The sequence below is a fragment of the Puia dinghuensis genome, assembly GCF_014642875.1.
GTDB lineage: Bacteria > Bacteroidota > Bacteroidia > Chitinophagales > Chitinophagaceae > Puia > Puia dinghuensis.
On record NZ_BMJC01000001.1, the window covers coordinates 1,833,196 to 1,848,444 of the forward strand.

Sequence of the window (15,249 nt, forward strand, 5' to 3'; positions counted from 1 at the left end):
AAACCTTTTTAACTATGTTCAAAAGACAGGTATTGCTGGAGTGTATTTCGGCCCTATTGATATTGCTTTTTGTTTACGCAAGTCTAAGCAAGTTCCTTGACTGGCGCACGTTTAATAGAGAAATGGCTCATCAGCCGCTGCCGCATACCCTGACCCGGCTCCTCGTTTGGATCGTACCCTTTACTGAGATAGCCATCTCCGTTAGTGTGATCTTCGAACGTACCCGACTGTTAGGTTTCTACGCTTCGCTGGTGATGATGGGGCTGTTTACGATCTATACGGCCATCGTCCTGATGCATCTTCTCCCATTTATACCTTGTTCCTGTGGCGGTGTGATCAAGCGTCTCACCTGGCCGGAACACCTCGTATTGAACTCATTCTATACAGGCTTGTCGGCTCTGGGAGTTGTGCTTCAACGTAAGAAAGTTTTAAAACCAAAACCCATATTTCATCACCAATCAAACACTTTCGTATGAAAAAGATCAAATGGTCCATCTTGTCCCTGACAGTCGTCTTCGCCATCACCGCCGCTTTCACCAGCAAGCCGCATTTTGATTGCACTACCTTTCAACAATATTATTTCAACGGAAGCTCGTATATCCCGGTTTCAGCTCAATACGGATGCGCTGCGGGTTCCCAATTCTGCACCTATTATACGACCAATGGCGGTATAACCTACACAGGCTGTACTATCGGCACCTACAACGGTTGCATGGGCTGTGCGGTGGAAGCCCCCAAGACAAAATAGACCACTAATTCCGTACATTCTGTTGTATTGAAGCATTAAGGCTGAGTACATCAGGTGGTATAGGCAATGTATAGTTCAAACTATTAGGCGCCAATGTATACGTCGTTCCGTTCAGGATACGGGTCAGCGTTATTACATTGGCGCCTTCCTTATTCAGCCTGCGCAGGTCCGTCCATCGCAATCCCCGGAAGGCCAATTCCTTCCTTCGTTCTAGCCGCACCGTATCGAGCGCCTCGCCCGCGGAAGCCACACCATACCGCGGAAAAGTTCCCCGCCGCCATCGCTTGCTCAACAGCGCATTGATATCGTTTATAGCTGCTGTCGCATCCCCTGCCCGGGCCGCGCCCTCCGCGCGAATAAGCAGGAGTTCATCGATGGCCAAACCGCCAAACGGGTAGAACGACTGCGTGTAGCTGCCTTTGAGATAATAAGGATTTCCGTTCTTTTGCCGGTAATATACCTTTATGCGCAGATCGTTCGTGTCATAGCTGTGCAGCAGCATGGTGTCGATCCAGGTGGTAGCATAGCCCGCGGAGATCACGGTAAAATAAGGCGTTGAGCTGGGTGCGCCCAGGAAACTGGCCTGGTAAAGCGTCTCGGGATTGAGCAGGTGCACCGGAAAGTTGGAGGTCGTGTCTACTACACTTTGGTCGTTGTAATCCATCAGCGTGGAATCTACTTGCAGGACGCTGTCTGCACAGGCCCGCGCCAGGGGGTAGTTGCGCATGCTGAGATAGACCCGGGCCAGCAGCGCCTGGGCACTTATGCGTACAGGCCTGTTCAGGGTGTTACCGGGCGTCCCTCCCGGCAGGTAGCCCTCGGCGGTATGCAGATCATTCACTATCTGGTCATAGGTGGCCTGAACGCTTGCCCGCGCCGAAAGCGTATCGATCCCCGAGCTCAGCCGCAAAGGGATACCTAAGTCTGTACCCGCCGACGACGCATCATACACCGGGGCGAACAATTGTGCGAGATTATAAAAGGCAAAGGCCCGGAGAAACAGCGCTGTCCCTTCCAACGTATTCCATTGCGCGACACTGTCCGGGTTTGCCTTCATGGCTTTCAATCCGTCCAGTACCACATTCGCATAGAACACCTGCTGATAGGGTGCATTCCAGTCCTGCTGAGCCCCCTGGCCTCCATAGATATCCTTGGCCCAGATGTACGCATTGTATTCCCGGATGGCCTGGCTGGCCTGCCACGCGGAGTACGAAAGGTAATAGTTGTCGGCCGAAGCCTCTCCCAACACCGGCACCAGACCGAAGACCTTTGTGTTGTCCAGCAATTCCTGGAAATCGCTCAACGTCGTCGGCACCACCAGGGCGGTGGTGGGTTTCTTGGCGAGGAATTGGTCCTTATTACAGGCTCCTACCAACCCCGCAAACAGAAGTACCAACAGCGTTCGCGTCGTCGATGGATACAAGGAAACGCTCATAGCATAAGTTTTAATAGTCTACTTTTACCCCCAGGGCCAGGGTCCGGGGCGTCGGAATAGTTGAGACATTGTCGGGATCGATCCCCGCATGATTAGCCTTCCAAAGGATTCCCAGGTTGTTCGCATAGAGATAGAAGCGGATAGCCGATACCGGCAGCTTTGCATGCGCAGCCCGTGCCAGCTCATAGCTCAGCTGAAGATCCTGCAGGCGGACATGATCGCCTCGCTCCACCAGCACCTCCGCATACCGGTAGAAATTATCTCTGTTGGGATCGGCAGGATAATCCAGTGAGGGTACATTGGTCCGCTTTTCATCGCCGGCATTTTGCCAGCGCCGCTCATAGTCGGGATGGCCCTTCGACCCGCCATAGAACACATCATAATAGAAAATGGAATTGCGCCGGAAGACATAACCCAATTTATAGATAATATTAAAGGACAAACCCCATTGCTTCCAGTAAAAGCTGTTGCGAAAGGAACCGAACACCGTGGGATTGGCTGCCCCCTTATAACGCAGGTAGCCAAGGCTGTCCGTGCTCAGCATACCCGCATAATCCGTGCTGACCTTGCCCTGGAACCAGCCCTGCGGGTCCCCGTTGGCCGGGCTCAGCCCCGCCCAACGCAGCGCATAGACCGAATACAGCGGCCGGCCCACCAGGGGGTTGATCGTTTGCGTGTTGAAATAATCCTGCACCGCCCCCGGCTTCGCCAGGTAGCGCGTCAGCTTGTCCCGCACAAAGCTGAAGAGCAGCACACTGTTCCAGCGGACGGCGCCGATCGGCTGCTCGACCCGCAGCGTAAGGTCCAGCCCATGGTTGATCATATCGGCCGTATTCCCCTCGAAGGTGGCGACGCCCGTCGTAGGATCAACCGGGCTAAAACCGATCAGGTCCAACCCCGACTTGAGATAATATTCGATGCTCCCGGTCAGCCGGCTCCCCTTCAGGCCAAAGTCCAGCCCCGCATTGATGATATGCACCCGCTCCCAGCGCAGCGCTGGATTAGGCGGGTTAGCGATCCCGGCAAAGGGGTTAAAATAGGGATTCAGGCTGCCGCTGATGTAGGCCGTCGTATAGGCTGAGACATCCCGGTCGACATTCCCATTGTATCCATCGGTAAGCCGCAGCCGCAGGTACGGCAGCCATTTCGCCTTGTAAAAGTCTTCCTTCGACGCCTCCCAGGCCGCACCCACCGACCAGAGCGGCACGCCCTTCTGGTTGGCATTCACGCCAAACAGGTTCGACTCATCCCGCCGGGCGCTGGCCGAGACCATATACCGCCCCCGGTAGAGATAATTCCCATTGGCATAATAGCTCACGTATCGATCTGCCGTACCCGTCCGGATATTCCCGTACGTCAATTGCTGGGGCTGGCCCGTCACATAGTTGCGATAGCTCTGCAGGTAGTCCACAGGGAGGCTGGTGCCCAGGTCAGGGTCATAACCATAGAGGACGCTGTTCTGGCTGGTGCCCTCACGGTCCCGCACCTCGACCCCCGCCATCCCGTTGATCCGCCCCCGGAAAAGGCTGTCGCTGTAATTTAGCAGCAGCCGGACATCGTTTGTCGTAAAGGTGTTCTGGTATTCATTCAGGATACCCCCCCGGGGCACGGGAAAGCTTAAGATCCCCGCCGAATCCTGGGTATAGGAATTGATCAGGCCCCGTGCTGTATAGGTTTTCAGGCTATAATATTGTACAAAGTCGGAATCGGCGCGGGCATACTGGTAATAGGCTCGGGCCTCCAGCCCCTTGAGGATGGAAAACCGTAGCCCCAGGTTGATCCGGTATTCATGCAGGTGAACGGTATTATCCGCATTCCGCAGCTCATCCAGCGGGCGGTAATGCCAGTCCAGTAATTTTCCACCACCCACCGTATCCACATACGGCAGGCGGAGACTATAGGGCACCGGCAGGGCATTTCCCTGTACATCGGCCAGTTGCGCATAGGGATAAGAGATGTTGAGGTTGTTGGTGTTGTTATTCAGATAGGTAGTGCTGGCCGTAAAAGCAAGACCCGTACTCAATTCCAACCGGTTAGGCAGCAGCGTATAGCTGTTGTTCCCCAACAGTGTCACGCGGTCGTATTCATTACGCACCAGGTTGCTCAGATCCCGGTCATAGCCCGCAGACAGGTAATACTGGTCCCGCTCACTCCCCCCGGTCGCGCTCAGCACATACTGGCTATTCAATTCACGCCGGTAAAAATACTTGTTGAGATCGCTCCGCGTATCCACCTTTCGCAAGCCATCAATCTGCGCCCGGATGTCCGGAGCCGGTGGCATCCCCGGCTTCCCATGGCTCAGCAACTCTATCACCGGGCTTAAAGCCGGGTACTGCGTACTCGCAAGAAATGCATTGTAATAACCCCTGTTATATAGGGTGTCCTCGATATCGATATAATCACTCGAGGAAAGTATCGGCAAATAATACAAATTCTCCCGCTGGCTCCCCGTCTGGCTGGTCGTAAAACTCAACCGCGGCTCCCCCCACGATCGTCCCTTCTTCGTCGTGATCACAATCACCCCATTGCCCGCCAACGTCCCCCAGATCGCTGCCGCCGACGCATCCTTCAGGACAGTAATACTCTCAACATCCGCTGGATTGATATTGCTGATATCGCCGGTATAGGGAAAATTATCCACTACGATCAGCGGGTTGGGATTGCCGAAGATCGTACTCCGGCCCCGAACGGAAATGCTGGCCTGGTTCACCCCCGGCTGAATATTCTTATTGAACAGCACCCCACTCACTACCCCATCGATATGATCGAGGATATTCGGTGACACCCGGCGATTCAGCAGATCATTATCCACCACCTCAAACGACCCCGTCGTCGCCAGCTTCCGCTGATCCTGGTAACCCGTATGCACCACAACAGCCTCCGCCAGCGTCCCTGCCCGCAACTTCATTTGAATGGTCAGCTCCTTCCCCGGCTCCGGCAATGCCACATCCTGCGTCTCATAACCCACCATGCTCACCTCCAGCCGCGATCCCGAATAATGCACACTAAGGTCGAACTGCCCGTCTTCCCCACTCTCTGCATCCCCCTCACCGGCAATATGGATCGTAACCCTACCCATCGGCTCCTTGTTCTCATCGACAACCCGCCCATGCACCGTCCGGTCCTGCCTCGCTCGCAACCGAACAGTAATAAACCGATTGGCTGCATTCAGCTCATAGGTCAACGGCTGATCTCTAAAACAGATATCCAGCACCTCCTGCAACGGCAAATCCCTAACGGTAAGGGTTACAGGCCGGCTCAGCCGCGGCCAGTCACCTTCACCAATATAGGTAAAACCACTTTTTTCATGAAGATCATCCAACACCTTCTGCAGGGGAGCATTTTTCTCGGTCAATGTAATGAGGGGAGTGGGCTGACATAAGGCCAGTCGGCTTTTCAGTAAGCAAGACAACAATAGGAATACAGTCAGTTTCAGCGACCTCATTAAGCCGAGCGGTTTATATATAATAAAGTTACAGCCTACAAATCATGAATAAATATAAAATAAATACTTATTTCTATTTACCCATGACCGCGGCTGTAACTGTTTGGACTCGGTTCAATGGTTATGGACAATATACTAAAGGATGACTTTTACTGTTTTTCCTTTTGTATCAAAGCGAAAGCCACCACTACTTTGCAACGATTTCAAATTCTGCTCCAGACCATTGGCTCGATCAACGATCCCCGATACCGTCTTGCCCGGAACATAATCATATTGTATATCAACGTTATAATACCTCGCTATGACCCGCATCACTACCTTTAGGTCCTCATTCGTGAACCTATAAACCCCCTTCTTCCACCCCATTACATTATCTACATTACCCGCATCCACCTTCGACACACTGATCCCTCCGGATACTCCCGTTGAAGAATAAGCTATTTCCGCCTGTTGATTCGGTGTTAAAACTTCCCTATTCGTCCTGCTTTTTATCGCTACCGAACCTTCTAACAGCGTCGTCTTACTAACAGCCTCATCTTTGTAGGCACTTACATCGAATCTCGTCCCCAAAACTGCTACTTCAGCATCCTTGATCATCACCCGAAAAGGCTTTTTGGCATCAGGCGCTACTTCGAAATAAGCCTCACCGGACAATTCCACAACCCGCTCACTACCAGTAAAGGCAGCCGGATATTTCAACTCGGAAGCCACATTCAACAAAACCTTGCTCCCATCCGCCAACACCACCTGCTTCACTTCGCCACCCACGGGGCTGACCATCGTCTGGGCCATCACCGGCAACTCCGGCCTGGTCCCAACAGTGTCACCCACAACCGATTTCGTCTCCTTCTTTTGCAGATCCCAGATAACTCCGCCGGCGATCAACACCACCACGGACGCGGCGGCGAACCACGTCCTGCGATGGGCGAACCTACTTCTCGCCATCTCCCTCACCGGAGTCCCTTCTCTCCTCTCAACCACCCCATCCAGCTTGGACTCCAACTCGGCAACCCAATTCTCAGCAGGCAACAACCCGGCCAGATCCCAACTCTCATGCAAAGACTCATGTTCGTCGGCGATCGCATTCAGCTCACTCACCGTCGCCCCCCTCAGCCACTGCAGAAAAGCCGCATATTGCTCCGGATTATAATCTCCCGTTACGAATTGAGCGACAAACTGCTTGGCTTCTTGTAAGTTCATAACATAAGGTGTCTTATCTATAAAGACACTTGCCGGAAGTTCGGGGATACCTCGAAATCCAGGTTTTTTAAAAAATTTTTTCAGATTTGTCTACTTGGTTGAAACTCAACACTCAAAAAGAGAAAGAAAAATAAGCAGCAGGACAGTCATCTCCCCATGCTCATGCAGGTATTGCCGGACAAAAGCAGTGGCGGCATATAATTGCTTCTTCACCCCAGCCCGGGAAATATGTAGCTCCTGAGCTATCTCATCCAGGCTCAACCCGTCATCTATACTCATTTTCAACACTTTACGCCTGCCGGGCGGCAGCTTATCCATGGCTTCCAGCGCAATGCGGTAATATTGCTTGAAAAGCATCTGGTCCTCCAGGTCATCACCGGCCGGGTCCGGCAACCCTTCGAGCTCTTTCACCTTCTGTTGCACCTTCAGACTCCGCAGATAGTTAAACACGATATTCCGGCTTATCAGAAAAAGATAACTCCGCAGCGATTCCACCTTTTCCAAATGCCCCCGCTTCTCCCAGATACGCACAAAAACGTCCTGGGTCAATTCGTCAAGATAATCGCCCGATGACTCGAAAAGCGCAATATAACGCTGGATATACGCGTAATAATGATGGTACAACGCCCTAAATGCATCCCTGTCCCCATGGGATATCTGCCGTAGCAGCTCTGGCTCATTATATATCCCATCAAAAGGCACGGTTTCTCAGTGTTGTTTTGGAGGTATAAGCTATCCTGATCGCCAAAAAAAGGGTTTTGATTGACACCATACTTTAGATAAAGGGGTTCCTAAAAATAATAAGATATTTTCTACCTGCACTGATTTTGCGCCTGATTCAAAGACTTATTTTTCCCGGCACGGTTTAATTCATCCGTTAACCCCGGGGTCCTATTTCCAAATAAGCACCAGCAGCCCCCCAAAGATCAGCGCAGCCGCCGTTAGCACCCGTGGCGTCAACGGCTCCCCCAAAAAGAAGTAAGAAAGGAATATGGTAAAAAGAATACTTCCCTTATCGATGATGCTCACCTCCTGCACCCTACCGATCTGCAACGCCCGATAATAAAAAAGCCACGATAATCCCGTAGCCACCGCCGAAAGCACCAGGAACAGCCAGTTGTTCCGCGACAGCCCCCGCACACCCTCCACCCCACCCCTGAACAGCACAATACCCCAGGTTATCAATAAGATCACCGCCGTCCGGATGGCCGTCGCCAGGTCGGCATTCACATCCTTCAACCCCGCCTTGGCAAAGATCGCCGTCAATGCAGCAAAGATCGCAGAGAGCAACGCATAGATCAACCACAATGGAACACTGGACATATCGTCTATTTTATAATCCTTTTTTGTCCTTTATTTCTTAATACCATAAAGGGAGGCCCTTTCTTAAAATCCACTCCCGACTTCGTTGCGGGCGCAAAAAAGGAAAAATTCCCAAGCACAATATCCGGCCTGCCATCACCGTCCAGGTCACCGGTATCCATAACCAGCCATTTTCCTTGTTGCGTTTCCGGTAGCCCGTAGGGTTGAAAGTCAAACCCTCCCAGATTCTCAAGATAAACAAATCCTTCCTCAGGCTGATTTTTGTAGTCTGCAAAAAAAGAAATGGCGGCGATATCCAGGTCGCCATCCCCATCGAAATCCCTCGCCATAGCCCTATAACAACCGTTGATAGGAAAAAAATAACGCTGTTTGAAATGAAAATGACCGTCATTCAAAAAGATATACAATCCGTGGTACGGTTTCAGCACAGGGGAAAAGTCGGAATTATCCCCGCAAGTATATAAGATATCCGGCTGCCCATCATTGTTAAAGTCGGCAAGCTCGAAATAAGAAGAACCATAAATGGGTGGAAACTGTAGCACCCGCTCCTCGGTAAATACACCCTTACCCTGGTTGGTGAAAAGAAAGATCCCTTCATCCCCTTGCGCAAAAAGCGCCAGAATATCCGGCAACCCGTCATGGTTAAAATCGTCGATATAGGCGCGGATGGCGCCCGGTAAAGCCCTGATGACATGCCGCTCAAATCGCTGATTCCCTTTGTTCTCCAGCCAGGATAAGGCGCCTGTCAGATTGCCGAATTCACAAACCAGGTAATCCTGCAGGCCATCCCCATTCAAATCGCCCGCAGCCAGCTGAACGGGACGGGCCAGATGGTTGAAAATTGCCTGGCTATCCAGCCGCACCTTGCAGCTCGTACCGCTATCGCCCCCGTTGCTAAACCCCAATGACTGCAATTTTCCAAATTTGCCGTTGTTTGGATTTAACATCCCGATATTGCAGGCCGTCCAACCGTTTGTCTCTCTGATCATATCCACGATCGCACCGTCTTCGTGAAAGGAATCGGTGGGATGTAAGGCCGGGGAATAGCGGACCAGGTCCCGGTAACGCACATCATAAACATATAGCCCCCGGCAGGAAGCGGTAGTGTCGATCCGCACCAGCGTGGTGGCAGGCTGGTCGTAATACCTTGGCGGCGTTACCACCTGGAAAAGCGACAACCCGTTCCGGATGGGTCTTGGCCGCGACTGGCCCGGCAGGGAATCCGGTGAGGTAGCACTATAATAATCCAGGATATGTTGCCACTCCTCCGAAGTAAGCAATGGCGCTGAAGGGTAAAAATCCTTTTTCACATTCGAGTCCCGCCGGCTGGAAGGATACTGCTCAAAATTGTGGTTGAAGATCCCCAGCCGGGGCCCCATGGCCGGCAATATACCTTTTTCCCAACTCTTGCTGTCCGCCAGGGAAGGGTCCGGAAAAAGATGACAGGATTGGCAGTACACTTTGGCCAATCTTTCCCCCTCACGGATACTCGCCACCGAAACGGCTGCGTGAGACCGGTTCCGATGGTATTGCTCGCAGGCCGTTAAAAAACCCAGGAAAATAAAAAAAATGACCCATGATCCGACCTTATAATGCATTCCGTATCTCATTTAACTCTTCTCCTGCGTCCCATCCTGTCCTCTATTTGCAAGGAAACAACAGGCCCCGTCAGGTTTAGGAATCTTCCTGATTGTGAAAGGAACGACGATCCATAAGAAAATTCCTCCTTACGGGTCCTTCCATCCCGGTAGCCGATCAAGGCGCTTACATCATCCGGTCGCAGGGGCACACAAAGTACGTTTCTTTTTAATTCCAATACCTTCAACGGCCCCTTATTCTGGCTGGAAACCAGTAAACAATTCCCACGCGCGCCTCGCAGCTTGACCAGGCTCTTTTGATCTCCCGGCAGGTATACTCCACTCTGCAAAATAGACAAAGGAGTAAATCCCCCCTTGCCATCCCCCTTCAGATAAAGGCCGTTAAAAGCATCGTACCTACCCGTACCCGGCTCCGTTCCAAAATCGTTGCCGGCCATCACCAGGTCCAGATTACCATCCCCGTCGAAATCTTCAGCCACCATGCCGTTGATCACCGACAGCTGCGCCTGCACAGGTAAAGGATTCAAACTGAATTTACCGTTTCCCTCGTTCCTCAAAAAGCAGCTCTTGAAATTATTGGCCTTGAGGATAAGGGCCCCTGCCCGCTCCTCAGGACTAAGCACCTGATCCATCGTTGCAGTGGCAAAGGATTTATAATCCGGAAATTTTTTTCGCAGCGTATTCATCTGCCTGATCAGGTCGTCCCGGGTTTGAGCCGGAAACTCCTTTTTGTTTCCTTCCCGGTCAGGCAGATAAAGCGATACAAGCATATCGTAGACCCCATTGCTGTCAAAGTCTTTTCCGTATATCCGTACGGGATAGCGGTCGCTGGCCCTGTAGTAGGAGTTCAAACCAAGGTTGCCGACGACATAATCGATATCGCCGTCATTGTCGAAGTCTCCCGCAACAATACTGTTCCACCACCCTACCTCATTACCCGTTCCTGTCGAAGAAGTGATATTCTTGAATATCCCCTTATCGTTCTTTAGAAACGTCACCGGCATCCATTCACCTGCGAGGATCAGGTCCGGCCACCCATCATTGTCGAAATCGGTCCACTGAGCATCACAGACCATGCCTATATTCACCAGGTCCTTCGCCACAGTTGCCGTAACATCCGTGAAATGAACCTGCCCGCCTTTTGAATCATTCCGGTAAATAAAGCTGGACACCGGCTGAGGATAATGCCAGGGATCCACCCGGCCGGATATGAAAAGGTCGAGATCCCCATCATGATCATAGTCGGCCGCGCGGACACAAAACTTACTGGTAAGATTATGAGGAAGCGCTCCCGGAGCCAAAGTAAAATTGCCCTTGCCGTCATTCAGGTATAGCCGGTCTTCATAGGCTTCATCATTCGGGCTATATTCGTTTCCTCCGCCGGCAATAAAAAGGTCCTGGTCGCCATCACCATCCGCATCAAATAAAAGCACCCCAAGGTCGTCGCCCTTTTTACCGGTCAAAACGCTGTCTGGCAACAGGGCTTTTTGTAGAAAACTTCCGTCCCGGCCCTGAATGAATAATTCAGCGCTATGAAAAGCAGCCCCGCCCACCACCATGTCATCGAGTCCGTCCCCATTGATATCGCCTACTGCTACTGCCGGGCCATATTGGGATAATTTGTGGGGCAACAGCTTCTGTACATTGAAATCGATATAATCCCTTTGCACCTGCGTATAATGAATATTCACCGAATCCGTCACATCCCTGAAAAGGGAAGAGGCAGCTACACTGTCGCGGGAAAAAGAATAGTCCAGCCCGGCATTGCGGATATCCACCTTCAGCACCTGGTCGGCAACTACATGCCTCAATACCTGCATCTTACCGGTCGGCCACTTGACGATAACCGAATCCACTGACTCGACCCCGCCTAAACCGAAATGCACAGCCCCCTGCACGGATGAAAGATAGCCCCGGTAGGCAGTATTTTCACAAACCTGCTGATTCCCGTCATAGTGCAGCTCTATCCAGGCGCCCTGGCCACTCCCATTTTTTTTATCCCCGGCGAGTTGTATCTGCAGATAGTGATGGGCTTTAGAATCGGACTCCCGCAGCGTATTTCGAAACACCATCGCTTCGTCATTTATATTATTGACCACGAGATCCAGGTCCCCGTCGCCATCCAGGTCAGCATAAGCAGCGCCATTCGAAAAGGCGGTGGTCATGAACCCCCAGTCCCGCGAAACGTCCGAAAAATGGAGATCGCCATTATTCCGGAAAGCATATTTGTGCAGCTTCACCTCCGGAATTTGTTTAAGCAATTCCTTTTTGGAGACAAGATTATAAGCCTTATCCCGGAATGCCAGAAAATCGTGATCCGTAACATCCTTGGGAAAGCCGTTCGTGATAATGATATCCCGATACCCGTCATTATCGAAATCAGCCACCAGCGGCGTCCAGCTCCAATCCGTTTCGGCTATGCCCGCATAAAATCCTATTTCGCTGAAGATGGGCGGCCCGATGGAGTCATTCCTCCCTACCCGCGGGCCTTGGTTCAGCTGCAGGGAATTCCTTACATATTGATAATTATATCCGAAATGATCGTTATTCAAATAATTCTGATAGTTGTTGGAACCCATCATCATCTTCTTGCGGAAATTGTCTTCCGGGTTCATATCCAGGGTAACAACATCGGCCAGGCCGTCATTATTGATGTCCGTGATGTCGTTCCCCATCGCGTTCGCAGAGGTATGTTTGAAATAGGTCGAGAGCTGCTCCGAAAAGGTCCCATCATGGTTGTTGATATACAAAAGGTCGTTGGAAAGATAGTCGTTGCTTACATAAATATCCTTCCACCCGTCCTTGTTGATATCGGCAATAGTAACCGCGTGCGCATATCCCTCGACAGTCGTCCCGGCCTGCCGGGTAACATTGACGAAAACCGGGTGCTTCAGAGAATCGTTCCAATCATTTCGGTACAACCTGCCTGTGCTGGGGTGCGATCCGTCCTTCTTGATGGCCCGGTAGTGATTCGGATAGTCACCGTCGATAATTTCATTGTCGGCTATATAAACATCCAGGTCGCCATCATTATCATAGTCGAAAAAAGCAGCCTGCGTAGAATAGCCTGAGTCAGCCAGACCATATTCCCGCGCCATCTCCTTGAAATGGGGCACACCATCACTGTCAACGCCCTGGTTGATATATAAAAGATTCTCCCGCTGCCTGGCATCCGGCTTGATCGTTGCACAGACATAGATATCCAAAAGCCCATCGTTGTTTATATCGACTACGGCCACCCCCCTGCACCACTTGCCGCCGCCATCTACCCCCGCCTTGGCTGTAACGTCCTCAAAGTGAAAATCCCCCTTGTTCAGGTACAATTTATTAGCCACCTGGTTTCCCGTAAAATAGAGGTCCAGCTTCCCGTCATTGTTAAAATCTCCGATCCCCACCCCTCCTCCATTGTATATGTTGGAAACATCCATCACATTGACCGAGTCCGACTCCGTGATCCTGTTGTTGAAGTGAACACCCGAGTAACTCGATGGAACCATCTCGAACAAGGTCTTCTTATTGCCACAGGAAGTGATAAACACTCCGGAGAAGATCAGCAAAAGACACCCAAAATAAAATCGCCTCCTATACACCATGAAAGTCTATTTCACACAATTTAAAAAAAAAGGAGGCAGAGTAATTCAAAACTCTGCCTCCGCTTCAACAAGTTTGTTCATTAATAACCCGGGTTCTGCGTCAACGTCGGTTTACCGCCGATCGTGCTGACATCGATCTCCGATTGGGGGATGGCAAAAACTTCATCCTTACCCTTCTTAAAGCTGGCTCCGGTCAACAGGCTATACCCGGACCCTACTTCATGGGCAACATAAGCATTTAATTCAACATCAGCAGTACCATACCGGACGAGGTCGAAGAACCGGTGTCCCTCCATCGCCAGCTCCAGTTTGCGCTCAAACCGTACAAGGGTGCGGGCAGTAGCCTGACCCTGACCCGAAAAATAGCTGGCCGGATAGGGCTTGATGAAATAGTTGGCTGCCGGTGTAGTGGTGAAACCGCCCTGGGGATTGGTCGGATCCGTATAAGTATGCACGAAACCGGCAGGATTGGCTGCCCTGTTCCGGACCATGTTCACATAGTTCTCGGCATTGTCCAGGCTGCCTACCTCCACCTCTGCTTCGGCCGCCCACAGCAATACATCGGCATAGCGGATCAAGTTGACATTCAATGCAGTATATCCTGCTGTCCAAGAAGATTTGTCGGTTAGCGTCCCGATCTGGCTCGCATAAGGAGCATTTTTGATCGGTGTATACGGCCCGGCACTCGCCTGGTTGCGGACATAAAGGAATCCGGGATTGACCCCCCAGTCGAGGAAGGGAATCCCCCTCCTGCCCACCGTCCAGTCCAGCCGGGGATCCAGCGTAATGACCCCATCCGGTGTGAAGGGGTCGGTCGATTTCAAACCTTCGTCGTTCTTCAGATCCGTATTGTTAAAAGTAGTGGGCATCGGCAACCCCGTAACAGCATCGGTCTTGTACGAATTGGCGAGGCTGTAAGACGGCTGGTAAAATCCGCAGCAGCTCACCGGTGCAGCCGGATCATAAGAGAAATTCAACACGTCCCCTGCATTCGCATTAGCCGCTCCGGATCCATCGTTCACCGAATTCTGAACCGCAAAAACCGACTCCATGTTGTTTTTCGTAGCAGCATTGAAGTTATCGTTGAACTTGGCCATCAGCCCGTATTTCAATCCGTTGGGAGTCTCGCCGTTAGCGATCAGATCATTCAGCAACGGAAGCGCCTGGGCGTATTTATGCTCGAACATGTAGGCCTTGGCAAGGAATGCCTCCGCCGCATATTTGTTGGCGCGGCCGGGCGCCTTTCCGAGAGCCGTCGCCCCCAGGTTGGTGAATGCATACTGAAAATCCGCTTCGATCTTCGGCCATGCATCGACGTTATTTGGCACCCGCCAGTTATTATTCTGGTAGGTAATCGACTCATCCACAAAAGGTATATTACCATAGATCTTCTTCAACTCGAAATGATAGTGCCCCCGAAGAAACCGCGCTTCGCCGGAGATCTGCATAGTATCCGCGGGAGTCAGATCCTTTGCTAGTCTCATGATCCGTATTGCTTCGTTGGCGCGCTGAATGCCGTCGTAACAGGTCTGCCATTTGGCAAGATTGTAACTGTTGGTAGAACTTTCGCTCCAGGTCATTAAGGACACGATATCGGGCTGATCACCAGGGTCAGACCCCTTGTGGGCATCATCTGCACAGACTCCACCCCAAACCCAGTTATCCGCCGCGGCATCCCAGGAACCACCGATACCCCCCTGGCCGTCCAGCAGGGAATAAGCCCCGATCAACAATCCTTCGACCCCCGCCTTGTTGGCCATCGTAACTGGCTGATAAGTACCGATCGGCGGCTTGTTGAGAAATCCCTTCCCGCAGGCATAGAGCACCACAGCCAGGATCAGGCTGGTAAGAATGTATATATTATATTTTACTCGTTTCATACTATTATTATTTTTAGATTTTCCTTA

Annotated in this window: 10 protein-coding genes; 2 read left to right on the forward strand and 8 right to left on the reverse strand. The window is 51.6% G+C overall.

Features of this window, described 5'->3' with window-relative positions; genetic code table 11:
* The first annotated feature begins 14 nt into the window (after nt 1-14).
* Together IEY39_RS07345 and IEY39_RS07350 are read left to right on the forward strand one after the other, a co-directional pair.
* Nucleotides 15-476, forward strand: a complete 462-nt coding sequence (locus IEY39_RS07345) for a MauE/DoxX family redox-associated membrane protein (RefSeq protein WP_188929976.1) — start codon at nt 15-17, stop codon at nt 474-476.
* Nucleotides 473-748, forward strand: coding sequence for a DUF6520 family protein (locus IEY39_RS07350; RefSeq protein WP_188929978.1), 276 nt, complete (start codon nt 473-475; stop codon nt 746-748). The genes IEY39_RS07345 and IEY39_RS07350 overlap by 4 nt, the downstream gene beginning before the upstream one ends.
* 4 nt (nt 749-752) lie before the next feature.
* On the opposite strand, the gene IEY39_RS07355 is transcribed toward IEY39_RS07350, so the two are convergent.
* The 8 genes from IEY39_RS07355 to IEY39_RS07390 all read right to left on the reverse strand — a co-directional run bounded on the left by IEY39_RS07355 (nt 753) and on the right by IEY39_RS07390 (nt 15,222).
* Nucleotides 753-2,183, reverse strand: coding sequence for a RagB/SusD family nutrient uptake outer membrane protein (locus tag IEY39_RS07355; protein WP_188929980.1), 1,431 nt, complete (start codon nt 2,181-2,183; stop codon nt 753-755).
* A gap of 10 nt (nt 2,184-2,193) precedes the next feature.
* The gene (locus IEY39_RS07360; protein ID WP_188929982.1) at nt 2,194-5,628 is read right to left on the reverse strand and encodes a SusC/RagA family TonB-linked outer membrane protein; all 3,435 of its coding nucleotides are present in this window, start codon (nt 5,626-5,628) and stop codon (nt 2,194-2,196) included.
* Nucleotides 5,629-5,763: 135 nt separating this feature from the next.
* Nucleotides 5,764-6,828 carry a FecR domain-containing protein gene (locus tag IEY39_RS07365; protein ID WP_188929984.1) on the reverse strand — a complete coding sequence of 355 codons (1,065 nt, stop codon included), beginning with the start codon at nt 6,826-6,828 and terminating at the stop codon, nt 5,764-5,766.
* A gap of 105 nt (nt 6,829-6,933) precedes the next feature.
* The gene (locus tag IEY39_RS07370) at nt 6,934-7,530 is read right to left on the reverse strand and encodes an RNA polymerase sigma factor (RefSeq protein WP_188929986.1); all 597 of its coding nucleotides are present in this window, start codon (nt 7,528-7,530) and stop codon (nt 6,934-6,936) included.
* Nucleotides 7,531-7,719: 189 nt separating this feature from the next.
* Nucleotides 7,720-8,151 (reverse strand): EamA family transporter, encoded by a 432-nt coding sequence (locus IEY39_RS07375; RefSeq protein ID WP_229688810.1) that lies wholly within the window; start codon nt 8,149-8,151, stop codon nt 7,720-7,722.
* A 5-nt stretch (nt 8,152-8,156) separates the two neighbouring features.
* Nucleotides 8,157-9,749, reverse strand: coding sequence for an FG-GAP repeat domain-containing protein (locus IEY39_RS07380; protein ID WP_188929988.1), 1,593 nt, complete (start codon nt 9,747-9,749; stop codon nt 8,157-8,159).
* Nucleotides 9,750-9,757: 8 nt separating this feature from the next.
* A complete protein-coding gene (locus IEY39_RS07385; protein WP_229688811.1) occupies nt 9,758-13,306 on the reverse strand; it encodes a VCBS repeat-containing protein in 3,549 nt (1,182 codons plus the stop codon).
* A gap of 116 nt (nt 13,307-13,422) precedes the next feature.
* Nucleotides 13,423-15,222 (reverse strand): RagB/SusD family nutrient uptake outer membrane protein, encoded by a 1,800-nt coding sequence (locus tag IEY39_RS07390; protein WP_188929992.1) that lies wholly within the window; start codon nt 15,220-15,222, stop codon nt 13,423-13,425.
* Nucleotides 15,223-15,249 lie beyond the last annotated feature (27 nt).

Bases quoted from the DNA above. Each gene is read 5' to 3' on its own strand.
- IEY39_RS07345 (WP_188929976.1), top strand. From the start codon at position 15: ATGTTCAAAAGACAGGTATTGCTGGAGTGTATTTCGGCCCTATTGATA.
- IEY39_RS07350 (WP_188929978.1), top strand. From the start codon at position 473: ATGAAAAAGATCAAATGGTCCATCTTGTCCCTGACAGTCGTCTTCGCC.
- IEY39_RS07355 (WP_188929980.1), bottom strand. From the start codon at position 2,183: ATGAGCGTTTCCTTGTATCCATCGACGACGCGAACGCTGTTGGTACTT.
- IEY39_RS07360 (WP_188929982.1), bottom strand. From the start codon at position 5,628: ATGAGGTCGCTGAAACTGACTGTATTCCTATTGTTGTCTTGCTTACTG.
- IEY39_RS07365 (WP_188929984.1), bottom strand. From the start codon at position 6,828: ATGAACTTACAAGAAGCCAAGCAGTTTGTCGCTCAATTCGTAACGGGA.
- IEY39_RS07375 (WP_229688810.1), bottom strand. From the start codon at position 8,151: ATGTCCAGTGTTCCATTGTGGTTGATCTATGCGTTGCTCTCTGCGATC.
- IEY39_RS07380 (WP_188929988.1), bottom strand. From the start codon at position 9,749: ATGCATTATAAGGTCGGATCATGGGTCATTTTTTTTATTTTCCTGGGT.
- IEY39_RS07390 (WP_188929992.1), bottom strand. From the start codon at position 15,222: ATGAAACGAGTAAAATATAATATATACATTCTTACCAGCCTGATCCTG.